Below are 25382 nucleotides of genomic sequence, written 5' to 3'. Positions count from 1 at the left end.
TGATTGTTTTTGTAACTATAAACAATAAGGATCTTTATAAATACCTATCGTATTTACTAAATCACAAATGGTGCACGCATAGGTTGATCAATAAGGCGGTTAGCGCCTTCGTCATCGATAAACTCTTGTTTTACCGGATCGTACTTGAGCGAGCGTCCTAGTTTTAAAGCGGCTAACCCCATGTTTACAATGGTGCAGGAACGGTGACCGTTTTCTTCGTTTAAGGCAAACTTTTTCCGGTTTTTAACGGCATCTACAAAATTAGTAACCTGAGGTTGTGGGTCGGGGAAAGCAGCCAGTTTTTTCTCTAAATCCGGAATATCCGACCGGAAGCCAGGGTATAATTTACCGTTAGGACCTTCGATGTAAGCGGCATTGGTGTCTTTTCCTTCCCCATCCAAAATAATCTGGCAGCCATCAGCATAGGTATAAGTAATCCGGCGCCAAGTGCCTACGGCATCCGTATGTTGCTGCGGAGCATCTACTTCCACCGAAACCGGGCTGGTATCATCTTTTCCTAAAAAGTATTGCACCGGATCTAAATAATGCTGACCCATATCGCCTAGGCCGCCGCCATCATAGTCCCAATATCCCCGGAAAGTTTGGTGTACCCGGTGTGGGTTGTACGGTTTGTAAGGGGCTGGCCCCAGCCACGCATCGTAATTTAAAGTAGCCGGTACGGGCATTGGGTCGAGGTTGGTTTTACCTACCCAGTAGAATTTCCAATCGTAACCGGTAGTAGCCCCAACGGTAACTTTTAAGGGCCAACCTAACAAGCCACTTTCTACTAATTTTTTAATGGGTTTAACCGGCGTGCGCATGCCGTAGAACATATCTTCGAAACGGAACCAGGTATTTAACCGGAAAATACGCCCGTGTTGCTGCACAGCTTCTACTACCCGCTTTCCTTCGCCAATAGTTCGGGTCATTGGTTTTTCACACCAGATATCTTTACCTGCCCGGGCCGCATCGGCGGCCATAATGCCATGCCAGTGCGGCGGGGTAGCAATATGTACAATATCAACTTCCGGCAACTGAATCAGTTCGCGGTAATCCGAAAAAGTTTTAACAGTACTGCCAATTTTATCTAAAGCTATTTTTAAATGGTTTTGCTCTACGTCGCAAATGGCCACTACCTTGGTACCGGCGTATGGGATGTGGCCCCTACCCATAGAACCCACCCCAATAATACCTTTAGTAAGATGATCGCTTGGAGCTAGGTAACCTTTACCGCCTAAAACATGACGGGGAACAATGGTGATACCGGCCAAGGCCGCGATAGAATTTTTCAGGAATTTCCTCCTGGAGTTTGCTTCTGGCAGAGTCATGATGGAAGTTAGCTTATTATAATATTAATCTTAAAATACTTACTTTTTTAACACTTTTGCTAGTTTTAGGTAACCCTTTTACTAAATAAAGACACCTTCATCGTAAAAAAAGGTGTATACGAACTATTAAATTGTTATTTTATTTTTGCGTTGAAATCCGTTTAGGTTAAACTGTTTAGAAAGCCCGCTTCTATATCCTGAAAAAAAGAAGGGTTACCCCACTAATCTTCAAATTATTAGCTTCGGGTAACCCTTCTTTTTTCAACATGTATCTTTTTACTTAACTTAAACTTTATTTAAGGAATTACAACTTCGGCGGGTACACTATGGCGGCCATTTGGCGTAATAGTAATAGCCCTAACTTTTAAATTTTTATTAATTGGTATAGGCAATGGTTTGGTGTACACATCAGATGTTTCGTTCGGAACGGTACCATCTAACGTGTAACGAATTTGAGAACCCGGATAAAGAGTAGTTAAGGTAAGAATGGCTTTATCGCCTTGTGTTACAATTTTATTGGTTTCCATTCCGCCTGGTTCCGGCACCCGGTACAAAATATTTTTAGCGTCGAGCCGCGGGAATTGCTTACCTAAACGCTGCAGGAAATCGGAATAATTTTTATTGGCGTAGGGAGTCCAGGCTACTTCAGATAAAGCTAAAATACGAGGGAATAACATGTACTCTACTTTTTCTGGCGTGGTAATGTATTCGGTCCATAAATTGGCTTGAGGGCCCAAAATGTATTTATGTTGCTCCGGAGTTAGTTCGCTGGAAAGGGGATTATAGCCATATACTTTTTCTAAAGGCAAATAACCGCCAATCATGGTAGGCTCAACCGGGCTGTGCGGAACCGGATTCTGACCGTGGTCTAAATACAAATGGGTGGAAGGCGACATTACTACTTCGTTGCCGTGGCGGGCTGCTTCAATACCACCTTTTTCGCCGCGCCAGCTCATAATGGTTGATTTTGGAGTGATTCCACCTTCCAAAATTTCGTCCCAACCAATTAACTTTTTGCCTTTGGCTAGCAAGAATTTTTCGATGCGGCTGTTAAACCAACCCTGCACTTTCTCCACATCTTTAAGTTTTTCTTTTTTCATGATGTCTTTTACCAAGTCGCTCTCGCGCCAGCGGTCTTTGGGCGCTTCGTCGCCGCCAATGTGCACGTATTTACCCGGGAATAACTGCACCACTTCTGTTAATACATCTTCGAAAAACTGAAAAGTTTGCTCCGACGGACAAACTATATCTTCGGAAATGCCCCATAAGGTACGGGTTTGATAAGGTCCTGGCTTGCAGGCTAACTCAGGGTAAGCCGCCAATACGGCCACTGAATGGCCGGGCATTTCTATTTCCGGAACAATGGTTATGTACCGTTTCTGGGCATAGTCAATTACTTCTTTAATTTGCTCCTGGGTGTAAAAGCCACCATGCGGCATGCCGTCGTACTTATAATCTTCGGGCTTTTTCATTAGTTGCTGCGGCCCAATCAAAGATTCATTCCGGAAAGCACTAATAGTAGTCAGTTTAGGATATTTTTTAATTTCAATGCGCCAGCCCTGGTCATCGGTAAGGTGCCAGTGAAATGTATTTATTTTATAAGCCGCTAAATAATCAATGTATTTCTTTACAAACGAAACCGGGAAGAAATGCCGGGCTACGTCGAGCATATTACCACGCCATTTAAAAGTCGGCTCATCGGTAATACGCACGTATGGCAGCTCAATGCTTTCCTGCACTTTTGGTGGCATTAGTTGCATTAAGGTTTGGGAAGCATAAAATAAACCTGGTCCGGCCGAAGCACTTAAGCTGGCACCAGATTTATCTACTGTTAATTCGTAGCTTTCAGGGTTTTTAGAACTACCGGTGCCACCAATTTTCAATTTTATGGTAGCCAGTTTGGCATCTGGGGTAATGGTAACTTCTTTACCTAATTCACCTAAATAGGTTTTTAAGAAATCGGCGGTGTTTAGTTCATCTTTAGTTTTGGCAGAGATAATTACTTTACTGGGTAGGGTAAATTTTCCTTCGTAAGCTTTAACTTCTTTGGGCAGCGGCACTAAGCCCAGGTTTTCCGTTGAAATTTCTTTTAATTGAGCACTAGCAGGTAAAAGGCTGATCCAGGAAAGAATCAGTAATAGGCAAGCTTTTTTTCTCATGAATAATGTAATTAGTAAAATAGAAGATGGATTACACAAGGCGTCCAACAAATTTAACTTAACTTTTAATGGAATTAAAAATTAAAGAGGTGAAGTTGAGGCATTTTTTTTAAATATTTTCAAATTGTTTACGAACACACCAATAAAAAAAGTAAAAAAGTAAAAAAACAAAGCGTTTATTGATATTTCGTTCGATAGCGATTTTAACTAAAATAAAAGAGCAAGCATTGTGGATCTGCTTGCTCTTTTAACTTTAAAACTCAGGAGTTTTTACCCCGCAACTATTCAGTTATTAAAGGGGATTTTGCTTTAAAATAGTATTGCCCACAATATCAATTTGCGTTTGCGGGATAGGGAAATACTCATCTTTACCTTTCTCGAAGGTGGCTCCATTTAAATACGTTCTTCTTAAACTTTCTTTGGCTAGGTAAGCATTTAAAACTTCGGCGGCATTGCCCCAACGTACTAAATCGAAGAACCGGTGACCTTCCAAAGCCAGCTCTAAACGGCGTTCAAATTGTACCGCTTTGCGGGCATAGGTTTGGTCGGGGAAAGAAGAATATAAACCTACTTTATAGTTCGCGGCCGGAGAACCATCCGGTAAAGTAACTACCACATTATCGGCTCGGTCTCTAATTTGATTCACGATGGTTAAAGCAGTGGTTAGGTCATTTTCTTCTACGGCTACTTCAGCGCGCAATAATAATATATCGGCAAAGCGCAGAGCCCGGTAATTATTGGCATTGGACCTCGTCGACTCCGCACCCGCGTTATCGCCCTGGTAAAAAGAAGCTTTTTTGCCAGAATAAGGACCGGCAAATGCCTGATCGCGAATCCAGGTACGGCCCGGGTGAATGCCCCAGTTTAAAAATGGAATACCCCGGCGACCAACCGTCCAATCTAGGCGTGGATCCAGTGTACCATCATAGGGAGTAAATGAATCTGTTGCTGCTAAACCTTCGTCGCTTTTCACATCAGTTTCATTATAAGTATCCAGCAAAGGCAAGCCATTGGCATCGGTTTTAAATGCATTTACTAAATTTTGCGATGGCTGATAAAAACCGCAGCAACCGCCCGGACCGGCATTGTACGGAAAATTTAAGTTATCTCCCCAGTTACCATTCTGGCCGCTACCCCCATCGGCAACTGAATTTTGCACTTCCAGAATAGACTCGCTGTTGTTTTCGGTAGCAATTCTAAAATTATCGTGAAAGCTATCTACCAATCTGAACGGGCCATTATTAATGACATCATCCAGGAGCGTTTTGGCAGCGGTATAATCCTGTTGAAACATATGCGCTTTAGCCAGTACCGCCTTTGCCGCCCAACTGCTTGCCCGGCCGGGTTGCGATTTAGTAGCTGCCAGGTTAGCCGATGCAAATTCTAAATCAGCTTCAATTTGCGGCCAGATATCTTTATCGTTCGCAATATTAAAATTAGTGACGGTTTCGTCTACGTAAGGCACCATGTTCCACAGTTTCTTAGCTTCGAAATGATACCAACCTCTTAAAAAGCGCGCTTCAGCTATTATCTGGGTTTTCTCGGCTTCTTTTAGGTCGCTTGCTTTGGCCGCCAGCTTTAACACATCGTTGGTTCGCGAAACCCCGTCGTAAATGGCCACCCATCTATCATTAAAAGCAGCAATATCGGCCTGGCCCTGGTAACGCTCAATAGTCGTAATCTGGGCCTGGTCGCCCACATCGCTACCTTTATAGGCATTATCCGAAGCTACTTCGCCGTAAATCCAGTTGCTGCCCGATGCCGCAAAATCAGGTCCGGCCCCTACCCCATCCAATAAACTATAAGCTGCAATCAAAGCGGCATTTACTCCTGCCGCATTGGTTAAAGTAGCTTCATTTGCAGCACCTAAAGGAGTTCTTTCCAGGAAATCATCGCCGCAGGAACTGGTAAGCCCCAGGGAAATAAAACCCGCTATTATCATAATTTTCTTATTCATATTTTGATTTTTTAAATCTTCGAATATTTCCTATTGTCCTTACAAACCAATGTTAAGGCCTATCTGGTACATTTTAGATTGCGGATAGGTACCCTGATCTACTCCCAGAATAGTACTGCCCGGCGTAGAGCCAACCGAAGTAATTTCCGGATCGATGCCGCTGTATTTGGTAATAGTAAACAGGTTTTGAGCTTGCATGTAAACCCGTAAACTTTCTAACCCGATTTTACTTAAGGCATTGGTAGGCAAAGTATAACCCAAAGTCAGGTTTTTCAAGCGTAAATAAGAACCATCTTCGATAAAATAACTGGACGGCTGCTGACTTCTACTATCCGTTGAGTTAAGTATAGGCAGAACTGCATTGGGGTTTCCGAGAGTCCAGGAGTCGTTTAGCATGCGTAAACTCCGGTTACCGGCCTGGTTGTTAAAATCGACCCAGCGTTTTACCATGTTCAGAACTTCGTTGCCTTGTACGCCCTGGAAGAAAGCAGATAAGTCGAAGTTTTTATATCCTACATTCAGGTTCACGCCATAGGTAAAATCAGGGTGCGGATTGCCGATAAAAGTGCGGTCGTTGTCGTTAATAATACCGTTGCCATCCACATCGCGGTATTTAAATTTACCCACGGCCGCGTAGCCCGGATAGGTAGGACTGTTCGCTACTTCGGCCTCGTTCTGGTAAATACCATCAATCACATGGCCGTAGAAAGAATACAAAGGCTGACCAACCACGGAACGGGTCCAGGTATAACTGCGAATGTTAGGTCCTAATAAAACCGCTGTAGCGCTGTTGTTTAGCTTTAAAACTTCGTTGCGGTAAGTAGAGAAATTAACACTTACGCCGTAGGTTAAATCGCCGTTTAGCGCTTTGTTGTTAAAATCAATACCCAAATCCACCCCACGATTACGCATTTCGCCCACATTCACAAACGGAACGGTAGCAGTACCCTGGGTAGCCGGTAAGTTTACCTGGTACAACATATCTGACGTAAGTCGGTTATACAAATCGAAAGTTAAACTTAATTTTCCCTGTAAAACAGAAGCATCCAGACCCACGTTGGTTTGGGTGGTTGTTTCCCATTTGGCATCGGGGTTACCAAAAGCCTGGGTATCAAAGCCGGCCACTACCGCATTATTAGAGCCAGTAATGGCATAAGAAGATTGGTTAAGGGTAGAGCGGTACGTATTAAAGCCATTGTAATTACCAATTTCCTGGTTACCGGTTTGTCCCCAACCGGCCCGTACTTTTAAATCATCGAAAAAGGTTAAGCCCGACATAAACTCTTCTTCGGAAAGACGCCAGCCAGCACTAAACGCCGGGAAAGTACCGTACCGGTTGTTAGCTCCAAACCGCGACGAACCATCGCGACGCACGGTAGCTTCTAACAGATAACGGTCTTTAAGAGAATAATTTACTTTTCCGAATAAGGAGAAAAGCGCCCATTCGTAACCAGCACCGGCATTGTTAATGCCCGAGGCACCGGCACTTAAAAACATGTATTGCGGATCTTCGGAGAAAAAGGTAGTACGGTTAGCCGAAAAGTCCCGACCCGTTCCTTCAATAGCTTCGGCACCAATTAATACTCCTAGGCTATGAATATCATTAAAAGTCTTTTTGTAGTTTAAAGTATTCGACCAGGTCCAGGTAATATCATAGGCGTTGGCGTTCGTTAAACCGTTTGCCGATTCAATTTCGGCTTCTTCTAAATCGAGCAGGTTGTAATCCTGACGATAAGCGTTAATATAGTCAATACCAATACTGGTTTTAGCGGTTAAATCTTGTAAAATATCTAACTCGGCGTACGCATTACCAAACGTCCGGAACTGATTAGTTCGATCGTTTTTGTTGCGGTTTAACTGGGCAACCGGGTTGGTAGCGGGTCCTAAACCAGCGGCCCGGGTAGCTGCGTAACGGCCATTTATGTCATACACAGGTATAATAGAAGGTATCCGGTAGGCATTGCCCACGGGGTTGCCATCCTGGTTATTAGCACCGCTTGCTGTACCGTTATTGTTATAATACCCTTTATTTTGAGTATAGCTTACTTCCAGGTTTTCGCCCAACCGGAACCGGTCTTTCAAGCTAAATTCTGTGTTAGACCGTACCGAGTAACGGTTGAAAGAAGTATTTAATAACACGCCATCTTGTTTAAAATAATTTAAAGAAAGCGCATAACGACCGTTCTCGCTACCGCCGGAAGCCCCCAGGTTATATTCCTGGATAGCAGCTGGCCGTAAAATTTCGTTTAACCAGTCGGTACCTTGTTTATTAGCTTTTACAATCTGGTAATAGCCGGTGCGGTTGTAATTTACTAAAGTGGGATCTACCCGTGGGTCTCCTTCAAAAAGTCCGTAGCTGTTACCTGCCAGAATATAATCTGGTACTACCGGAGTAGACCCATTACCGTATTGCGGGTGCGATGGATTTCCGTTGGTTAAAATGCCGGCGTTCCGGAGTTGTTGCCACAATAACTCACCGTGTTGTTGCGGATTGACAATCAGATCCAGATCCAGTTTACCGTATTGCACCCCCGTACGAGTATTAAAGGAAAATTTAGGTACGCCGGCTTTCCCTTTTTTAGTTGTAATAATAATTACCCCGTTAGCTGCCCGGGAACCATAAATAGAAGAGGCCGAAGCATCTTTTAACACTTGCATCGACTCGATATTATTCGGGTTTATGTTGTTTAAGCCACCTTTAGTAGGGACTCCATCAATCACATAAAGCGGATCGTTGTTGTTAATAGTACCAAAACCTCGGATACGAACGGTGGCTTCGCCGCCGGGTGTATTGTTGGTGGTTACCGTAACCCCCGGCGCGCGGCCTTGTAATTGTTGCGCTACGTTGGGTGCAGCCACTTTAGTTAGCTCCTGAGCATCTACGGTAGCTACCGAGCCAGTAATATCTCTTTTAGACTGAGAAGAATAACCGGTAACAACTACTTCCTGCAAAGCTTTGGCATCTACCCCTAAACTAACGTTAATAGCCGATTGATTACCAACAGTTACTTCTTTGGCCGCATAACCAATAAAAGAAAAAACCAATACACTTTGATTATTAGGAACGGAAATTTTAAAGTTACCTTCTGTATCCGTAACGGTTCCCTGAGAAGTACCTTTTACAACAATACTCACTCCCGGAAGCGCCTCATTGGTATCGGAGGCAGTAACTTTCCCGGAAATGGGCAGCCCTTGTGCAAAAGAGTAGTTCCACGATATAAAACTTAAGGTAATAGCAATAAGGAATTTTAAACTGGTAAAAATTTTCATTTAAATTGGGTTAAAAGGTTGTTGAATGGGTAATAAATAGACCAGTACTACTTAAAAAATTATTTTCTGGATGAGTATGTTTGCTCTTGTTGTACCTCCTTTTCCGATTAATTTACTATTAGATGATGGTTGAATGTAGATTGAGTCTCTTCATTTAGGTTTCGAAAACAAGCACTACTTTACTAGGGAGGCGCCTTACCCTAAGTTTTAATAAAGGATAAATCCCAAAACTGGTACAAAACAACCCGAGCCTGTGTCAATGACTCATGCCTGATATCTTAAATAGCCATTTGAATTGTAGCAGTGTTCTGATGACCAATATTATACTTAACCGGTTTTAATTCCAAAATTTAGGTATATAAAATTTTTAAAATTTTATACTGGTTTTGGTCAATTTTTAAATTTTTTATTGAAAATTTCGCAATTTTATAATAATTAATTAACAATCAAACGCAATTACCTATATAACAATAATTTAAATATTTATAATTATTTTAATAAAAATCAATAATCTATTATATTTAAATAACTTAGAATAAGGTTTTTAGCTACCCTTAAAGAATAATGAGTAAAAAAGATGGGGAAGATTTTACAATTCTTCTTTTGAAAGGACTTATAGGGGTAGAAAAAGCTCTTATAGCCTCTTTTTAAATTCCAGAAGAGTATACAACAGATAGGTGAACATGAAAGCCAGGAAGCTTAAACTAGCGTGGCATTTAAAAAGTAAAGCTTAATGAAAGCAAGTAGATTCGCGGATGTGCAAAACGGAAGGTAGCACCTGGCTTTCCGAAATTAAACTTACATTTTTTCCTTTTAAAGCTTTAAATAAACTAGTGGCGGCGGCTTTACCCATATCAAAAGCAGGTTGAGTTACAGTAGTAAGAGCCGGATTTAAATAAGCCGCCGTCTGTAAATTAGAAAAGCTCACTACTTTTAAATGTTGGGGTATTTGTAAATTTAACTCCCGGCAAACCTGGTAAATAATGGTAGCCTGCTTCTCCACTGTAGCCACAATACCATCTGTCCGGTCTGGCCTGGTTAACAACTCTTTAATTAATTGATAATTTACCTCGTCTTGTTTAGAACAAGCTAATTCAAAATCCTCCTTAAAATCTATATCCAAGTCAATTAGAGCTTGTTTATACCCGGCCAACCGGTTTTTACTAATAGCTAAACTGTTCGAAGCGGATAATAAGGCAATCCGACGGCAACCGCAGGAAATTAAGTGTTGAGTAGCTTGGTAACTACTTTCAAAATCGTTGGTTATAATTTTAGCCGTAGCAATTTCTTCACATACCCGATCGAATAAAACCAAGGGTATGCCCCGCGAAATTAACTCCTGAATATAATTGTATTGAGCAGTTTCGGCGGTAATAGAGAGTAATACGCCATCTACCCGGCCATTCTGGAAATCTTTTAAAATAGCTTGTTCTTTGGTGCAACTTTCGTGGGTTAAGTAAATCAACACGTGAAATCCTGATTCCTGGGCTACAGCTTCAATCCCGTTTATGGCTTGAGCAAAAAAACTATCCGCTACTTCCGGAATAACTACCGCAATAGTTTTACTTACTTTTTTTCTTAAACCGCTGGCGTGGTAATTCGGTACGTAGTTGAGTTCGGCCGCTAACTCTAAAACTCTTCTCTTGGTTTTACTGCCAATCTGGTAACTATCCTGCAAAGCCCGGGAAATAGTAGAAGCCGAAAGATTTAGTTCTTCCGCTAATTTTTTAATGGTTACTTTCTCCATATTTATTTTGGCTTCAATTCCAGAACAACCCAGACCTTAGGCAAACGATTGCGTAAATAAAGCAAATAGTAAGTGGTACTAAAAACCTTCTAATTGTATTAAATTAGTAAAATTTAGAAGGACAAGAGATTTCTTCTTTACTAAAATTTTGCATTGTTATGAAATTAGCCGAAAAACCCGAAATGAACCCATTGGAGAGTTTGGAAGAGTGGGAAGAAAACTTATTAGACCGTTATCCGGATCCGGAAGAAATTGCCCAAGGTAAAGCTACCGAAGCTTACCGTAATTATGAGGCGCCGGTGCGCGATACAGTAAAAGAATTTTACCGTCTCAATCACCGGTATCAGTCCTACGACTTTGTTCTGGAGAAAGAAAAAGAATTTTTACGTTTTGATAAGAAAGAAATGCCCGTTTGGGATGCTTTTCAGTTTTTAAACGAACTGGTAGATGATTCTGACCCCGATACCGATCTGGACCAAATGCAACATTTATTGCAAACTTCCGAAGCTATCCGGGCGGATGGTCACCCGGACTGGATGGTGATGGTAGGTTTAATGCACGATATGGGTAAAGTACTTTGCTTATTTGGCGAGCCTCAATGGGCCGTAGTAGGTGATACTTTTCCGGTAGGATGCGCTTTTTCCGATAGAATTGTTTACCCGGAGTTCTTTAAAGATAACCCGGATATTAACGACCCGCGGTTTAATACTAAATACGGCGTTTATGAACCCAACTGCGGTTTGCGCAACGTACATTTATCCTGGGGCCACGATGAGTACGTGTACCACATGATGAAAGATTACTTACCGGAACCGGCTTTGTATATGTTGCGTTACCACTCGTTTTACCCGCAACACCGCGAAAATGCCTACGACCATTTAATGGATGCGCACGACCACGAAATGTTTAAATGGGTAAATTTATTTAACCCTTATGATCTGTACTCGAAGAATCCTACCCCACCGAACTGGACCGAATTACGACCGTATTACGAAGATCTGGTAGCGAAATATTTGCCAGCTACTTTAAAATTCTAAATTCAAAAAAGCTCCTTCTCTTCTCAGAAAAGGGGCTTTTTCATCCATAATCTCAAGATACTTCAGCGCAAAAAGTTAAAGGATTATTATTACACTCCAGCAGGTTACGAAGTAGACAAGAAAAAGTAAACCAGATTTCAAGTTATTCTTCTATAAAAAATCAACGTACTTCTTTTATAACATTGGCGCTTACAAAACTATTTACTATTTGCCTGGTGAGCGTGCTCTTTTGATTTTCAAAGTTTTATATTCAATAGTTAGCTGCCGGGCTACTTATTAAAATCCCGACCCCAGATATTAATCACCAATCCTAAACTAAATACCGAGTAACCGGCTGTTAAAGCTTTCCGGTTTTTTAAACCAAAATTACCCCCGCTGGTATATTGCAACTGCACCACCGGACTTAAAGCTAACCGGGTGTAGAATATCGGTTCTACAAATATATTGTCTTCCGTAGGCTTTATTTCCCCGTTGCGCACGTGGCGGTACATATCCACATAACTCATGCGCAGGGCTGTACCATAGTTTAGCGGATAGCTATTGCCAAACAGGCGCAAATCTTTTTTCCTTTTAGATGTAAAGTTTACCTGCAAAAAGTATTTGTCGTAATTGCCCGATACCCGGGTGTAGGTAGTTACTTCTTCGGCGTCGGTGTGTTTTTCAGTGCGATCGCTGCTGCCCCGGCCAATACCGGCGTAAGCTTCCAGTACCCGGTTTTTATTGGTACCAAAGCTGGTAAAGTAACCACCACCCACTTCAAACAAATTGTGGCGGAAATCTTCTTTTTTGCGATGATTATTTAACCGGGAGCCATTCATCATTACACCAAAATGGTCGGAAACAGCATAAGCACCATTCACACTAAAATTACCCTTTAAAGTAGCGTGCCCACCCGCACTTATTTCCCCTTTTTGGGTAAACATAGGCGTATTGGGCACATTGGGCATATACACGGAGGAGCAACTAGACAGGAGCCATATACAGCTCACTAAAAAGCCGAAAAAATTATATGTATTTCTCATAGCGGCAGACGATTTAACGGTTCTATCACGCTGCTAACTTGCAACGAAAATCGCAACCTGCCTCTATCCGGGGCTCTGTATTTATACAATTTTTATACAACCGTTATCCACCCATTTACAAACATTAACCTTTAACGATATTCCAATTACAAGAATACTTAATAAAAGTAAATTAGAATTGTATTAAGGTTTGTTCGAGAATCTTTTAATATTACTTACAAAAAAGTCCTGCTCTCCAAGTAGAAAGCAGGACTTTATAGAAAAAGTTAAATCTACTTTACTTCGCGTAGCTTACGGAACGCATTTCCCGGATAACTGTAATTTTTATCTGGCCGGGGTATTGCATCTCTTTTTCAATTTTTTGCGAAATATCAAACGACAGTTGCTGCGCGCGTTCGTCGGTTACATTATCGGCATCTACCATTACGCGCAGTTCACGACCGGCCTGAATTGCGTAGCATTGGTTCACTCCTTCAAAACTTACAGCCGTTTCTTCCAGTTCTTTTAACCGTTTAATGTACGATTCCATAATCTCGCGGCGGGCACCCGGGCGCGAACCCGAAATAGCATCGCAGGCCTGCACAATCGGCGAAATCATGGCAGTCATTTCAATTTCATCGTGGTGGGCACCAATAGCGTTTACCACATCCGGATGTTCTTTGTATTTTTTAGCCAGCTCCATACCTAAAATAGCGTGCGGCAATTCCGGTTCGTCGGGAGTTACTTTACCAATATCGTGGAGCAAACCGGCGCGTTTAGCGTGTTTCACGTTCAGGCCTAGTTCAGCGGCCATAGTGGCACATAAGTTGGCTACTTCGCGGGAGTGTTGCAACAAATTCTGCCCATAAGACGACCGGAAGCGCATGCGGCCTACCATTTTAATCAACTCTGGGTGCAAACCGTGTATACCTAAGTCAATAATAGTTCGCTCTCCGATTTCTACTATTTCTTCTTCAATATTTTTCTTGGTTTTGGCTACTACTTCCTCAATCCGGGCCGGGTGAATTCGTCCGTCGGAAACTAAACGGTGCAATGATAAACGGGCAATTTCGCGACGAACCGGGTCAAAGCCTGAAATAATAATGGCTTCGGGAGTATCATCTACAATAATTTCTACGCCGGTAGCAGCTTCCAGAGCGCGGATGTTACGGCCTTCCCGACCAATAATTTTACCTTTTACGTCGTCGGATTCAATGTTAAAAACGGATACGCAGTTTTCAATGGCGTGCTCGGCGGCCGTACGCTGAATGGTTTCTAAAACTACTTTTTTGGCATCTTTTGAAGCGGTTAATTTGGCCTGAGCCACCACATCCTTAACGTAGGAAGAAGCCTGTATCTGCGCTTCGTTTTTGAGAGTTTCTACTAGCTGCTCGCGCGCTTCGGCGGCCGATAAGCTGGCAATATGTTCTAACTGCCCAATAATAGACTGATGTTCTTTTTCTACTTCTTCTTTGCGCTTTTTTAATCCTTCGGCTTGGGCCGCTAGTTGTTCTTTAAGCGTGTTTAATTCCGTCTCTTTTCGTTTTATTTGCTCTAATTGGGTATTAACCTGCTGTTCACGCTGTTTAACTTTCGCCTCGTTTTGAATAATAAGCTGCTTCTTTCTGTTAGAATCTTCTTCAAACTCGGCTTTCAGGCTGAGGAATTTTTCTTTGGCTTCGTGAATACGATTTTTCTTGATGCTCTCGGCATCTAGTTCAGCTTCTTTTATAATAAGCTTCGCCTTTTCACGGGCGGCATCCTGGTGTTTCTTAAACACCTGGTTCAATAACACCCGGCCAATGTAAACGCCCACCCCGAGCGCCACCAAAGCCGTGATGATAATATAAAGAGTAGTAGACATAACTATAATTTTTAGGGTTTATTAAAATTATAGCAATAGGCCGCCAACTACAGGTAACAACCAATAAATAAACAAAACGAGACTGATACTAGGCTCGCTATTCAAATTTAAGAGAGGCTAAAAGCTTGTTTAAATGAGTAAGCTTATCGACCAGGGTGCTTTCATTCTCGGCTTTACTCTGGACGGTATGTAGTTTATCAGCCAGAGATTCCAAGGCAACCATAGCTAACAAATCTTGTTTATCAGCAATGCCAAATTGTTCGCGAAACGCTTTCAGGCGTTCGTTAATAATCCGGCCGGCAGTACGTAGCCTTTCTTCTTCTTCCTCATTTACCCGCATTGGATAATCGCGATCCGCTATCCTGATTTTTATAGACAATTCACTCATTCCGTTGCGTACTACTGGTTGTTTTTAGGTTGCCTGTTCTTTTTTGCCCGTCAGTCAGGGCAAAACGTTTGGTTCAAAAATGAATGCTTACTTTCTTTATATTCAACAACAAACAATTTATTTATTCCGGTTAAACAACCAGGTTTAATCTCTTAGATAAGCGATACACTTATCAATCTCTCTAATATACTCGTTTATTTTCAGTTTTAATTCTGTCGAATGGGCAGGCTCTGCTGCTATTGTATTTACAATTTTAGAAATATTATCTTTATTTTGAAAATTTTTTATTTCCTCATCCTTTGCGTCGATTACCGACTGTAAATTGTGAATAACATACCGGGCCTGGTCCAGGCTTTCGCGCACAGAATGGTAACTAGCAATTAACTGCGTTATCCGCTGTTCTAAAAGCGCTATTTGTTCTAACTCCTGACCAGTACTCATGCTAAATAGTTGTTCGTTAGTAGTTATTCGTTGTTCGACTAACAAAATACGGCTAGTCAGTGAATTATGAATTATACTCTAAATAAAATTTGTTGAAATACTTAAATACCCGGACAAAATTAAATTCTGTTAAGTTTATTATAAAGTATGCATCTACAAAACTTTAAAAGGTAAAATTTATAACTTAAACCGTACCACTTACTTATTTACGAATTACAGCTCCTAATTGTCGTTCAAATTGTTGCATCAATCGGTTCATGGTGCTGTCAATTACTTTATCGGTCAGGGTTTGTTGTTTATCCTGCAAAATAAAGCTCATGGCATAAGCCTTTTTACCAGCATCAATTTTATCGCCTTGGTATACATCAAACACATTTAATTGCTGCAGCAATTTGCGTTCGGTACGCCAGGCAATTGCTTTAATTTGCTCAAAGGTAATGTTCTTATCAACTACCAACGATAAATCACGGCGTACTTCCGGGAACTTGGCAAGTTCTTCGGCTACTAATTTATCGGAATAATTCCGGATCAGATAATCCCAGTTTAACTCGGCATACCACACCGGCTCCTTCACATCCAGCTTCTTCGTTACCGCTTCGTTTAGCATTCCCATCTGCACCACCGGCACATCGTTCCGGTAATATGCTATACCGTTTTTAATATAACGATGCTCCACCGGTTGTACGTTCAATTGTTCGCGGGTAAGTTTGGTCAGCAGGTTCTGTACCACTCCGGCTAATTGGTGGAAATTCACTTTTTGGGAAGGTTGCTGCCAGGTTTCGGCAGTAGCATTACCTGTTACAAACAACGCTAGTTGCGTTTTTTCCTGATATTTATTGCCGGCCTTAACGTACACTTTGCCCAGCTCGTACAATTTCAAGTCTTTTTGCCGGCGGTTCATGTTGTGCCGTAAAACTTCTAATCCCGAAAACACCAACGTCTGGCGTAGCACATCTAAATCGGCGCTATTGTAGTTTACAATGCGTACTAAAGAGGCATCCGGTTCTTGGCCAGCACTTTCATAATATTTAGAATTAGTAAGCGAATTAGTAATAATTTCACTGTAACCAGCTCCGGCCAATAACTGCCCGATACTTTGTTTAATAACTTCCGGATCGGGTTTCGGGAATTTTGCCAGATAACTGGTAGCCAGGTTAGGTGTAAGCGCAATGTTGTTATAGCCGTAAATCCGCAATATTTCTTCTACAATATCCGCTTCGCGCTGCACATCTACTTTAAATGGCGGTACCGAAAGAACTAAATCTGTTTCTGATTCTTCGGTTATGCCAATTCCTAAATCTGTTAAAATTTCTTTCACCCGCTCCAACCCAATTTCCTGCCCGATTAATTGGTTAACCCGGGCAATACTTACTTTAATGGTAAACGGCTGCACGGGTTGCGGATAAACATCTACTATTTCGGAGCTTACCTCGCCACCAGCAATTTCCTGTACTAAAAGCGCTGCCCGCTTTAAGGCTAGAATTACCATATTGGGATCAGTACCGCGCTCGAACCGGAACGATGAATCGGTTTTAATGCCGTGAATTTGCGAGGACTTGCGAATAGAAGCGGGTTGAAAATAAGCCGCTTCCAGGAAAATAGTGGTAGTATCTGAAGTAACACCCGAATTTTTGCCACCAAATACCCCGGCAATTACCATGGGTTCTTCGGCATTGCAAATCATCAGGTCAGTGGAGCGCAGGGTACGTTCAACGTTGTCCAGGGTAACAAACTTAATCCCTTCTTCGGCTTTCTTCACAATAATTTTGTCACCGGCAATTTTATCGGCATCAAAAGCGTGCATGGGCTGGCCAAGTTCGTGCAAAACGTAGTTGGTAATATCTACCACGTTATTTATAGGCGATAAATCAATAGCTCGTAAACGGTGCTTCAGCCATTCCGGGGATTCCGCAACTTTTACTCCTGAAATAGTTAAGCCGGCATAACGCGGACAAGCTTCTGAATCCTGCACTTCCACCAAAATATTCCGGCTGTTGGTGTTAATTGTAAATCCGTCTACATTAGGCAGAGTATATGGTACTCGTAAAAGGGCCTGTAAATCGCGGGCAACCCCCAAGTGAGAAGCAGCATCCGCCCGGTTGGGAGTTAAGCCAATTTCAAATACTTTATCCGACTGTAAATTAAAATATTGGGCAGCCGGCGTACCATTAGGCAAATCGGTATCCAGCACCATAATACCCGCATGCGACTCCCCTAAACCAATTTCATCTTCGGCGCAAATCATACCTTCCGAAGCAGCCCCCCGAATTTTTGATTTTTTTATCTGAAACGATTCGCCGGTAAAAGGATATAAGGTTGCTCCTTCGGTGGCTACTATTACTTTCTGACCGGCGGCTACATTCGGCGCTCCGCATACAATTTGTTTCGGCGTTTCGGTACCAACATCCACGGTAGTCAGGCGTAGTTTATCGGCATCGGGGTGTTTTTCGCAGGTTAGCACTTCGCCAATTACAATACCTTGTAAGCCGCCTTTTACCCGTTCGTAAGGGTATAGACCTTCTACCTCCAGGCCAGAGCCGGTAAGTAATGCGGCCACTTCAGCAGCCGGTTTATTTGTTTGAATTAATTCTTGTAGCCAGTCGTATGAAATCAGCATGTAAATTTAGTCGATAGTCAATAGTACATGGTCGATAGTTGATAAGCTGTGATCTGTGGACTATCGACTGTATTTAAAAAGCAAATTTAAATAATTTAGAATTATTAACTCTTGTTTTATTTTTTGGCATAACTCTTTTCGCCGGCAGGAACTGCAATGGGCAAACGGTTTTCGGCAGGAGGAATGGGACAACTATAATTGTAATTGAAAACACAAAACGGATTATAAGCTTTGTTAAAATCCAGAGTAATTAATTTTTCGCCGGATGCCGGCTTAGGAATATCCATAAACCGTCCCCCTTCATAAGTATCGGTACCATTGGTCCTGTCGGTAAAAGGCACAAAAAAAGTAGAGTCTTCCGCATTTGCTTTTAAAAATAAGGTAAGCACTACTCGTTGCCCTTCCAGGTTAAAATGAGCTTTGGCAAAGCGTAGGTAGGCTTCGGAATTACCCGTAGTCATAGGAATTTTAATGGTATCCGGATTGGGCAACTTCTCATAATCCGCATCGACCTGAAATTTACGGTTAATCGGAAAATAGGTCAGGCTATCGAAAGTGGCTCTTGCGGCCTCTTCTAGTGGCGAAGAGGAGCTTTTAAAACTCTGATTTTTTTCTATCCGCTCTTTTTTTATAGTTGCCAGGTACGCGTCATCGCTGAAAACAGCTTCTTGCAGGAAATAACCAATAATAATAACAAGGCCAAGCAAAACAATCAGGCGGAGCGGTTTGGACATAGCAGAACAATTTAGAAGTCTACAAATATAACCAGAATCTGGCAAACCCCTCTACCCTAAAGAACATCTCCCGTAAAACCGGGAAGAATATGCTGTAGTAGCTCCGAAGAAAATGCTAGGTATCCGGTTCACTATTTTGGCTAGGTGTTTATGGCTGATATTGCTCTTTGCTAAAATATTTATTTACCTTAATTTGCTTACCTAATAATAAACTTAACCTTACAGAAACAAAAAAGACGCAAACCATTGCGTCTTTACATGAACTAAGGAGAGCCTTTAGATTTTTTAACCTTCCAACTTTTCAACTTTTCAACCTGTAACCTGCAACTTGCAATTAATTATAAAAGCCCTTCATCGGCAAAGCTGTAGTAGGATTGATCGGCAAAAATCAGATGGTCCAGTATAGGCAAATCTAATAAAGCCCCGGCTTCTTTTACTTTTTTGGTTAGGGCAATGTCTGCGTTGCTCGGTTTTAAATTACCCGAGGGATGATTATGCACCAGGATGATGGCACTCGCCAGTTGTTCAATAGCGTGTTTAAAAATTATTTTAGGATCGGCCACAGTACCTGCAACACCTCCCATGCTTACCGGTATTTTCTTCATGATCACATTTGCCCGGTTCAGTAAAATAATCCAGAACTCTTCGTGCGGCAAATCCAGCAAATGCGGCTTCATGTAATTGTAAATATCGGTAGAGCAAGTAATAGTAGTGCGGGCAGCAGCAGCCGTTTCTTTTCGCCTACGTCCTAATTCCAAGGCGCTCACAATGGCTATGGCTTTAGCTTCGCCTATGCCTTTATGCTTCATTAAATCTTTTACCGACAATTTGGCCAGTTCGTTGAGGTCGTTACTGACAGCCGCTAAAATAAGTTTGGCCACATCCACGGCAGTAAGCTTTGGCGTACCCGAACCAATCAAAATTCCAATTAATTCAGCATCACTTAAGGCTGCTTTTCCTTTTAAAAGTAATTTTTCCCGGGGACGGTCTTCTTCGGCCCAGCTTTTGATGACAAGTGACGGAACTTGTCCGTAAGAGTTAGAAGATTCTGCGATTAACATATTTAATTTTAAGAATAAACCAGATTTAAGCTAAAATTGTGCTCATTTCGAGTAAAGAGTGGCTAAAATTTCAACTTTTTGGCTTGTTCTTAGTTAAATCATACACTTACATTTATTATTTCCTTAAACGATGCAACGTTTTTTATTTATTGCTACAGCTATTTTACTCGTTTTTGTGGTAGACTGGTATGTGTTTCAGGCCGTCCGGACGGTTTCGCAACACCTTTCCCTTCGTACTCAAAAAATAATTTATATAATCTATTGGGCTTTATTTTTAATTACTTCCGGTACAATTCTTTTATTTAGTCTTACCCGTGGCACTCCGCCTACACCTTTTCGCACGTACCTGGTAAGTACCGTTTTTATTTTATTTGCGAGCAAGTTGGCGGTAGTATTATTCCTGGTAATTGATGATGCCATGCGGTTGCTTAAGTTTATTGTGTATTATATTTTTAAAGGTCCGGAAAACGCAACTGCCGAAGCCAACACCATTACCCGCAGCGAATTTTTAAATAAATTAGCTTTAATTGCCGGCGCCATTCCGCTTACTGCTTTTATCTACGGCATGGTAAAAGGCGCTTACCAATACCAGGTGAAACGGGTAACTTTACGTTTTCCTAATTTACCAAGTGCTTTTGCTGGTTACAAAATTTTACAGATTTCAGATTTACATACCGGCAGTTTTAATTCTACGCACCCTTTAGAAAAAGCCGTAGATTTAATTAATAAACAGAATGCCGATTTAGTTTTTTTTACCGGAGATCTGGTAAATAATGTAGCTACCGAAGTGGTACCGCACATCCCTACTCTGCAAAAAATTAAATCAAAAGATGGCACCTTCTCTATTTTTGGTAATCACGACTACGGCGACTACGTTAGCTGGGAAACCCGCGAGGCCAAAAGACAAAACTTACAAACACTAGCCAAGCATCACGCCGAAATTGGCTGGCGATTGCTCATGAACGAGAATGTAGCCATCCACAAAGACGGGCAACACATTACCGTGCTCGGCGTTGAAAACTGGAGCACGCGCATGAATTTTCCAAGGTATGGCAACTTAGCTAAAGCTTACGCCGGAACTGAACAATCGCCTTTTAAAGTTTTATTGTCGCACGATCCATCGCACTGGGACGGGGAAGTAAATCAAAATTATTCTGACATTGACCTGATGTTATCCGGGCACACGCACGGCATGCAGTTTGGCGTTAATATTCCTGGTTTTAAATGGAGTCCGGTACAATACGTTTATAAACAATGGGCTGGTTTGTACAAAAAGGGAGCGCAGCACCTTTACGTAAATACCGGTTTAGGTTTCTTAGGATATCCAGGCCGGGTGGGCTTTTTACCTGAGATAACGGTATTTGAATTACAGAAAGCTTAAAAAAGTAAGTAAGCCATTACTATTGGTAAGCTGAATAGCCCTAATGTTGGACGAGTTTAGGCAAACCTTTGCTTAAAATTTTAAGAAAAGGTACTTAGTTGCCAATTGCCTGAATTAGCACATTCAAGCTCTCAGGTAATTTATTATTACAAGCTAAAAGCAGCATTCCTAATAAAGTTATATTTGTTAAATTTAGTAAATAGGCTATCTTTCTCGCCAAAACTACAATTATGTTCTTTAGTAAATAGAACTAACTCATTTAATACCAGGTAATAACCATTGCTATTATCACAAGCAAAAGCTTATTTATTTGCGAATTTAGCAGTAAAATCATCCGTATAAATACTTAAAATTGCAAAGTTTATTGTAATATTTATTACCTGCTAAAACAAATTGCGTAAGAAGCCTTGAACTTAAACAAAGAGTTACTTCTAAATTTTAACACTAAACTTAAAAATCGAAAACTATGAAAAAGGCAATGTTGCTGTTATGTTGCGCAGGCGCGTTAACATTTTCTTCATGCAGCCAAAATAAGTCTACAGAAAGTACGGACACTTCCGGAACTGGTACAGATACCGAAAGCGGAATGAGCAGTGATTCTAGTATGGGAGCTGGTTCAGACATGGGAGCTTCTACTTCCGGTGATGCTGCCACTACAGCTAGCACCGGTGACGCAGCTTCGGGTGGATCTACTGAGGGTAGCACCACAACTTCTGGCACTACGGGCGGGACTACTTCCGGAGAATCAACTAGCGGTACTACAAGTGGTACCACCGCTGGAACTACTACCGGTACTGGTACAACTAGTGGAACAACTGCTGGTGGGTCAACTAGCGGTACTGGTACAACTGCCGGCGGATCTACTGGTGGAACAACCGGTTCTTTCTAATATAATTCAGTTTTAAAACAAGAAAGGCTTGTACTTAGTAAGTACAAGCCTTTCTTGTTTTAAAACTGTAGACAAACGATTTTGATAAATCAACAATAGTAAAAACTAAGTAGTTGTTGGTTATTAGTTGTTCGTTGCTAGTTTAGTAAATTTCATTAATCAACACCTTACTATACAACTTACCATAATCAATATTAGTATTCTCAATTAATTTCGTTGAAGTACTTACATTAATCTATTTTACCTATTCTCTGTAAAATAGATATCAAATTTTAGTAAAATTTAGTAAGAAACTTCAACGGTTCCTGTCGTTTAATGGTATTTAAAACTCATCTCGATTTTATTTTATAATCAGGAAAGGCACGTAAAAAGATAGAGCTTCGTTCTGAACCTATAAAGTAATTTTTGTTTTTATATCTATAAAAAAGATATTTAATAAAATTTTGATCAGGGAAGTTACTTTATCATTCCTTTTTACATCTGGTAAGTAATAGCTATATTTTGCCTTGTATGCAGCGTTCGTTTTTCATTTTTTTATTATTTCTGATTTCAGGCTCATTTTTTATCGGCCGGGCGCAGGCACAACAAAGCACAAATATTCAAATAAATGGATCGGTGATTGCCGCCAGTACTAAAAAGCCGTTGGCTAATATTACCGTAATCAGTAAACGACTTTGGCGGGGAACCATCACTAACGAACTAGGTCAATTCCGGATTACTACCTTGCCCGGCGATACGCTTTATTTCCGGTCGGTGGGTTATAAGACCAAAATGTACCCAGTTACGAGCAGCACTCCCGACGAAACTTCTATTACTATTAATCTGGAAGAAGGTAATGTAATGCTGGAAGAAATAGAAGTAACCATTGGCCCTGATTACGAAAAAGTAAACCGCTACTTGCGCAATCAAAAGAAAAAACCCGAGCCGCGGGCGGTAGTAAAACCAGCACCTCCCAAACCAGTTTACGAAGAAAAAGTATTTACCCCGCCACCTGCTTCTGTGGCCAACCCAATCAGTTTTATTTACGACCAGCTTTCGAAAGAAGGCCGCGACCGTCGTAAACTCCAGGCTATTTTAGATGAACAGGCTGCCGTTGAAAAAGTAAAACGGGAGCAGGCTGCTCAGCAAAAATACGACAGTCTTTTCCTGGACCGCAACAAAAACTTCCGACGCCGCGAGTAATCTTATTACTACCATACCTTTAAAATCACAGATTTAACTGAGCCCGATATTCTTGTTTTATTTAACTTTAAATTAATTCGTGCGTTTGTTAAACACTGAACGAGTTTAAATAAAACGCCTTATGAAAATTGGGTATCCGTGTATTAATAATGGGATGGATTGTACGCCGGCAACAACGTTCCGGCTAGCTTCTTACTCCGAAGAACGCCTTATTAGTACCGTAACAAATAACTTAGCCTGTCTCCGGAAAATTCTGGAGTACAATGTGCAGCATAATTTACTTTTTTTGCGCATGAGTTCCGATCTGGTGCCTTTTGCTTCACACCCGGTAAATACCTATAACTGGCAGAATCATTTTCAGGGTACTTTAAGAGCTTTGGGTCGTTACATTAAGGCGCATCAAATGCGAATCTCAATGCACCCCGATCAGTTTGTGGTTATTAACTCGCCGAATACGAATACCTTAAATAACAGCTTTGCCGAATTAGAATACCAATGCGCTATTATGGATATTATGGAGCTCGACGAAACGGCAAAACTGCAAATTCACGGGGGCGGAGTATACGGCGACAAACCAACTGCGATAAAAAGATTTGTCGAAAATTATTTTCTTTTACCCGAAAACGTACGCAAACGCCTGGTAATTGAAAACGACGACCGCTCTTACAGTTTAAGCGATTGCCTCGAAATTCATGAGCAAACCGGAATTCCTATCTTATTCGACAATTTTCACCACGAATGTCTTAATAACGGCGAAACCATGACCGAAGCCTTGCACTTGTCGGCCGGCACCTGGCAGGAAAAAGATGGTATTATGATGATGGATTACTCGTCGCAAGCCCCCGGCGAACGTAAAGGCAAACATACCGACACAATTGTGGAAGATCTTTTCCGGAATTTTATTCAACAATTGGATGGGCTGGACGTGGACATAATGCTGGAAATAAAAGATAAAGAATTAAGCGCCTTAAAAGCAGTAGAAATCCTGAAAGAAATGGGTAAACTAAGTAAAGAAACGCCGGTAGCAAGATAATAGACACATGCCTATTTTTGCGTGTACTCTATATTTTATAACCGCTTTTATAAGAGGTATTTATATCAAATAAATTAAATCAATTTGTTCCTTTACTTACTAAAACCTAACGGGAAGCAATTGGATACTAAATAGCTTCCCGTTAGGTTTTAATGATAGTACTTCAACCAGATTAGTTGAGACAATTATTAATAGTAAGTTGTTAAGCCTTAAAAATTACTGAACCAGCAACAAACAACTAATAACGAACAACTACGTTCAGCAAAATTACTCTGCGCTGGCTTTATTTAGTAATTCAATGGCTTCCGGGTCTAAGTGTAGGGTTGCCGCTTTTACCAGCGATTGTAGCTGATCTAGGTTAGTAGCACTGGCGATGGGAGCTGTAATGCTGGGTTGGGCAATGAGCCAGGCAATAGCAATACTGGCCTGATCAGTAGTGTATTGTTCTGCCAAATTATCTAAAACACTTAAAATCCGATAGCCCCGTTCATTCAAGTACTTTTTATTTCCTTGTCCTCGTTTGCTCTTGGCTAAATCTGCCTCAGAACGGTATTTACCAGTAAGAAAGCCGCTGGCTAAAGCGAAATAATTAATTACTCCTATCGTATTCTCCAGGCAAATAGGTTCCAGTTCTTTTTCAAACAAGCTCCGTTCGTACAAATTATATTCGGGTTGCAGGCTTTCGTACCTTGGGTAACCATTTTGTTCGCTCAGTTGCAAAGCTTCTCTTAACCTTTCAGGGCTAAAGTTAGAAGCTCCAATTGCCCTGATTTTACCTTCCTTAATCAGTTCGCCGTAGGTTTCCAGGGATTCTTCCATGGGAGTAGCCGGATCGTCGTAATGCGATTGGTACAGATCAATATAATTTGTCTGCAACCGCTGTAGCGACTCTTCTACCGATTGCCGAATGTGCGCTTTAGAAAGGCCTTTTTTACCCAGACTCATCTCGCCGCCTACTTTGGTTGCAATAATAACTTTATCTCTTTTGCCCGATTGTTTAAGCCAGTTGCCGATAATGGCTTCCGATTCGCCACCCTGATTGCCGGGTACCCAGTTCGAATATACATCAGCGGTATCAATTAAATTAAAACCGGCATCGGTAAATGCATCTAATAAAGTAAAAGAAGTATTTTGGTCAATGGTCCAGCCAAAAACATTTCCCCCGAAAGCTAAGGGAGCTACTTTAATTCCGGACTTACCTATTGTTCTAGTTTCCATGGGTTCTTACGTAAATTTGGGTACTGTTTACGCACAAAACTCAAGAGAGATATACCGAAAATGCCTCTGAAACCA

Annotated in this window: 18 protein-coding genes; 5 read left to right on the top strand and 13 right to left on the bottom strand. The window is 41.4% G+C overall.

Annotated elements, in window-relative coordinates:
- Nucleotides 1-56 precede the first annotated feature (56 nt).
- The 5 genes from HUW48_RS04440 to HUW48_RS04420 form a co-directional block, all read right to left on the bottom strand.
- Nucleotides 57-1328 (bottom strand): Gfo/Idh/MocA family oxidoreductase, encoded by a 1272-nt coding sequence (locus HUW48_RS04440; protein ID WP_182414523.1) that lies wholly within the window; start codon nucleotides 1326-1328, stop codon nucleotides 57-59.
- A gap of 296 nt (nucleotides 1329-1624) precedes the next feature.
- Nucleotides 1625-3487 carry a beta-N-acetylhexosaminidase gene (locus HUW48_RS04435; protein WP_182414522.1) on the bottom strand — a complete coding sequence of 621 codons (1863 nt, stop codon included), beginning with the start codon at nucleotides 3485-3487 and terminating at the stop codon, nucleotides 1625-1627.
- Nucleotides 3488-3779: 292 nt separating this feature from the next.
- Entirely contained in the window at nucleotides 3780-5444 is a 1665-nt protein-coding gene (locus HUW48_RS04430; RefSeq protein ID WP_220463991.1) for a RagB/SusD family nutrient uptake outer membrane protein, read from the bottom strand.
- A gap of 39 nt (nucleotides 5445-5483) precedes the next feature.
- Nucleotides 5484-8714: a SusC/RagA family TonB-linked outer membrane protein gene (locus HUW48_RS04425; protein WP_182414521.1), complete on the bottom strand. Its 3231-nt coding sequence runs from the start codon at nucleotides 8712-8714 to the stop codon at nucleotides 5484-5486.
- Nucleotides 8715-9444: 730 nt separating this feature from the next.
- The gene (locus HUW48_RS04420; RefSeq protein ID WP_182414520.1) at nucleotides 9445-10461 is read right to left on the bottom strand and encodes a LacI family DNA-binding transcriptional regulator; all 1017 of its coding nucleotides are present in this window, start codon (nucleotides 10459-10461) and stop codon (nucleotides 9445-9447) included.
- Between the two features lie 158 nt (nucleotides 10462-10619).
- Between HUW48_RS04420 and HUW48_RS04415 the strand changes: the two genes are divergently transcribed.
- Nucleotides 10620-11498 (top strand): inositol oxygenase family protein, encoded by an 879-nt coding sequence (locus HUW48_RS04415; protein ID WP_182414519.1) that lies wholly within the window; start codon nucleotides 10620-10622, stop codon nucleotides 11496-11498.
- A gap of 269 nt (nucleotides 11499-11767) precedes the next feature.
- Here the strand turns inward: HUW48_RS04415 and HUW48_RS04410 are convergent, their stop codons facing one another.
- The 7 genes from HUW48_RS04410 to radC form a co-directional block, all read right to left on the bottom strand.
- On the bottom strand, nucleotides 11768-12520 hold the full coding sequence (locus tag HUW48_RS04410; RefSeq protein WP_182414518.1) for a hypothetical protein: 753 nt from the start codon (nucleotides 12518-12520) through the stop codon (nucleotides 11768-11770).
- Between the two features lie 277 nt (nucleotides 12521-12797).
- Nucleotides 12798-14363, bottom strand: a complete 1566-nt coding sequence (gene rny, locus HUW48_RS04405; protein WP_182414517.1) for a ribonuclease Y — start codon at nucleotides 14361-14363, stop codon at nucleotides 12798-12800.
- A gap of 97 nt (nucleotides 14364-14460) precedes the next feature.
- Nucleotides 14461-14751: a cell division protein ZapA gene (locus tag HUW48_RS04400; protein ID WP_182414516.1), complete on the bottom strand. Its 291-nt coding sequence runs from the start codon at nucleotides 14749-14751 to the stop codon at nucleotides 14461-14463.
- A gap of 144 nt (nucleotides 14752-14895) precedes the next feature.
- Complete coding sequence (locus tag HUW48_RS04395) at nucleotides 14896-15192, bottom strand: hypothetical protein (protein ID WP_182414515.1); 297 nt, start codon at nucleotides 15190-15192, stop codon at nucleotides 14896-14898.
- 202 nt (nucleotides 15193-15394) lie between these two features.
- The gene (gene pheT / locus HUW48_RS04390) at nucleotides 15395-17809 is read right to left on the bottom strand and encodes a phenylalanine--tRNA ligase subunit beta (protein ID WP_182414514.1); all 2415 of its coding nucleotides are present in this window, start codon (nucleotides 17807-17809) and stop codon (nucleotides 15395-15397) included.
- 116 nt (nucleotides 17810-17925) lie between these two features.
- A complete protein-coding gene (locus tag HUW48_RS04385; RefSeq protein WP_182414513.1) occupies nucleotides 17926-18543 on the bottom strand; it encodes a DUF1684 domain-containing protein in 618 nt (205 codons plus the stop codon).
- A 338-nt stretch (nucleotides 18544-18881) separates the two neighbouring features.
- A complete protein-coding gene (gene radC, locus HUW48_RS04380; protein WP_182414512.1) occupies nucleotides 18882-19604 on the bottom strand; it encodes a RadC family protein in 723 nt (240 codons plus the stop codon).
- 130 nt (nucleotides 19605-19734) lie between these two features.
- Here radC and HUW48_RS04375 point away from each other — a divergent pair, with 130 nt between their 5' ends.
- The 4 genes from HUW48_RS04375 to uvsE all read left to right on the top strand — a co-directional run bounded on the left by HUW48_RS04375 (nucleotide 19735) and on the right by uvsE (nucleotide 24089).
- Complete coding sequence (locus tag HUW48_RS04375) at nucleotides 19735-20985, top strand: metallophosphoesterase (RefSeq protein WP_182414511.1); 1251 nt, start codon at nucleotides 19735-19737, stop codon at nucleotides 20983-20985.
- Between the two features lie 466 nt (nucleotides 20986-21451).
- On the top strand, nucleotides 21452-21874 hold the full coding sequence (locus tag HUW48_RS04370; protein ID WP_182414510.1) for a hypothetical protein: 423 nt from the start codon (nucleotides 21452-21454) through the stop codon (nucleotides 21872-21874).
- Between the two features lie 510 nt (nucleotides 21875-22384).
- Entirely contained in the window at nucleotides 22385-23056 is a 672-nt protein-coding gene (locus tag HUW48_RS04365; protein ID WP_182414509.1) for a carboxypeptidase-like regulatory domain-containing protein, read from the top strand.
- A gap of 121 nt (nucleotides 23057-23177) precedes the next feature.
- Entirely contained in the window at nucleotides 23178-24089 is a 912-nt protein-coding gene (gene uvsE / locus HUW48_RS04360; protein WP_182414508.1) for a UV DNA damage repair endonuclease UvsE, read from the top strand.
- 267 nt (nucleotides 24090-24356) lie between these two features.
- On the opposite strand, the gene HUW48_RS04355 is transcribed toward uvsE, so the two are convergent.
- The gene (locus HUW48_RS04355) at nucleotides 24357-25307 is read right to left on the bottom strand and encodes an aldo/keto reductase (protein WP_182414507.1); all 951 of its coding nucleotides are present in this window, start codon (nucleotides 25305-25307) and stop codon (nucleotides 24357-24359) included.
- Nucleotides 25308-25382 lie beyond the last annotated feature (75 nt).

The sequence above is a fragment of the Adhaeribacter radiodurans genome (assembly GCF_014075995.1).
GTDB classification, from domain to species: Bacteria; Bacteroidota; Bacteroidia; order Cytophagales; family Hymenobacteraceae; genus Adhaeribacter; species Adhaeribacter radiodurans.
Note: the sequence above shows the minus strand (reverse complement) of the source record. Positions and strands in the feature narration are given on the sequence as shown.

Excerpts from the sequence above, each read along its gene's own strand:
- HUW48_RS04440 (WP_182414523.1), bottom strand. The coding sequence starts at position 1,328 with ATGACTCTGCCAGAAGCAAACTCCAGGAGGAAATTCCTGAAAAATTCT.
- HUW48_RS04435 (WP_182414522.1), bottom strand. The coding sequence starts at position 3,487 with ATGAGAAAAAAAGCTTGCCTATTACTGATTCTTTCCTGGATCAGCCTT.
- HUW48_RS04430 (WP_220463991.1), bottom strand. The coding sequence starts at position 5,444 with ATGAATAAGAAAATTATGATAATAGCGGGTTTTATTTCCCTGGGGCTT.
- HUW48_RS04425 (WP_182414521.1), bottom strand. The coding sequence starts at position 8,714 with ATGAAAATTTTTACCAGTTTAAAATTCCTTATTGCTATTACCTTAAGT.
- HUW48_RS04420 (WP_182414520.1), bottom strand. The coding sequence starts at position 10,461 with ATGGAGAAAGTAACCATTAAAAAATTAGCGGAAGAACTAAATCTTTCG.
- HUW48_RS04415 (WP_182414519.1), top strand. The coding sequence starts at position 10,620 with ATGAAATTAGCCGAAAAACCCGAAATGAACCCATTGGAGAGTTTGGAA.
- HUW48_RS04410 (WP_182414518.1), bottom strand. The coding sequence starts at position 12,520 with ATGAGAAATACATATAATTTTTTCGGCTTTTTAGTGAGCTGTATATGG.
- rny (WP_182414517.1), bottom strand. The coding sequence starts at position 14,363 with ATGTCTACTACTCTTTATATTATCATCACGGCTTTGGTGGCGCTCGGG.
- HUW48_RS04400 (WP_182414516.1), bottom strand. The coding sequence starts at position 14,751 with ATGAGTGAATTGTCTATAAAAATCAGGATAGCGGATCGCGATTATCCA.
- HUW48_RS04395 (WP_182414515.1), bottom strand. The coding sequence starts at position 15,192 with ATGAGTACTGGTCAGGAGTTAGAACAAATAGCGCTTTTAGAACAGCGG.
- pheT (WP_182414514.1), bottom strand. The coding sequence starts at position 17,809 with ATGCTGATTTCATACGACTGGCTACAAGAATTAATTCAAACAAATAAA.
- HUW48_RS04385 (WP_182414513.1), bottom strand. The coding sequence starts at position 18,543 with ATGTCCAAACCGCTCCGCCTGATTGTTTTGCTTGGCCTTGTTATTATT.
- radC (WP_182414512.1), bottom strand. The coding sequence starts at position 19,604 with ATGTTAATCGCAGAATCTTCTAACTCTTACGGACAAGTTCCGTCACTT.
- HUW48_RS04375 (WP_182414511.1), top strand. The coding sequence starts at position 19,735 with ATGCAACGTTTTTTATTTATTGCTACAGCTATTTTACTCGTTTTTGTG.
- HUW48_RS04370 (WP_182414510.1), top strand. The coding sequence starts at position 21,452 with ATGAAAAAGGCAATGTTGCTGTTATGTTGCGCAGGCGCGTTAACATTT.
- HUW48_RS04365 (WP_182414509.1), top strand. The coding sequence starts at position 22,385 with ATGCAGCGTTCGTTTTTCATTTTTTTATTATTTCTGATTTCAGGCTCA.
- uvsE (WP_182414508.1), top strand. The coding sequence starts at position 23,178 with ATGAAAATTGGGTATCCGTGTATTAATAATGGGATGGATTGTACGCCG.
- HUW48_RS04355 (WP_182414507.1), bottom strand. The coding sequence starts at position 25,307 with ATGGAAACTAGAACAATAGGTAAGTCCGGAATTAAAGTAGCTCCCTTA.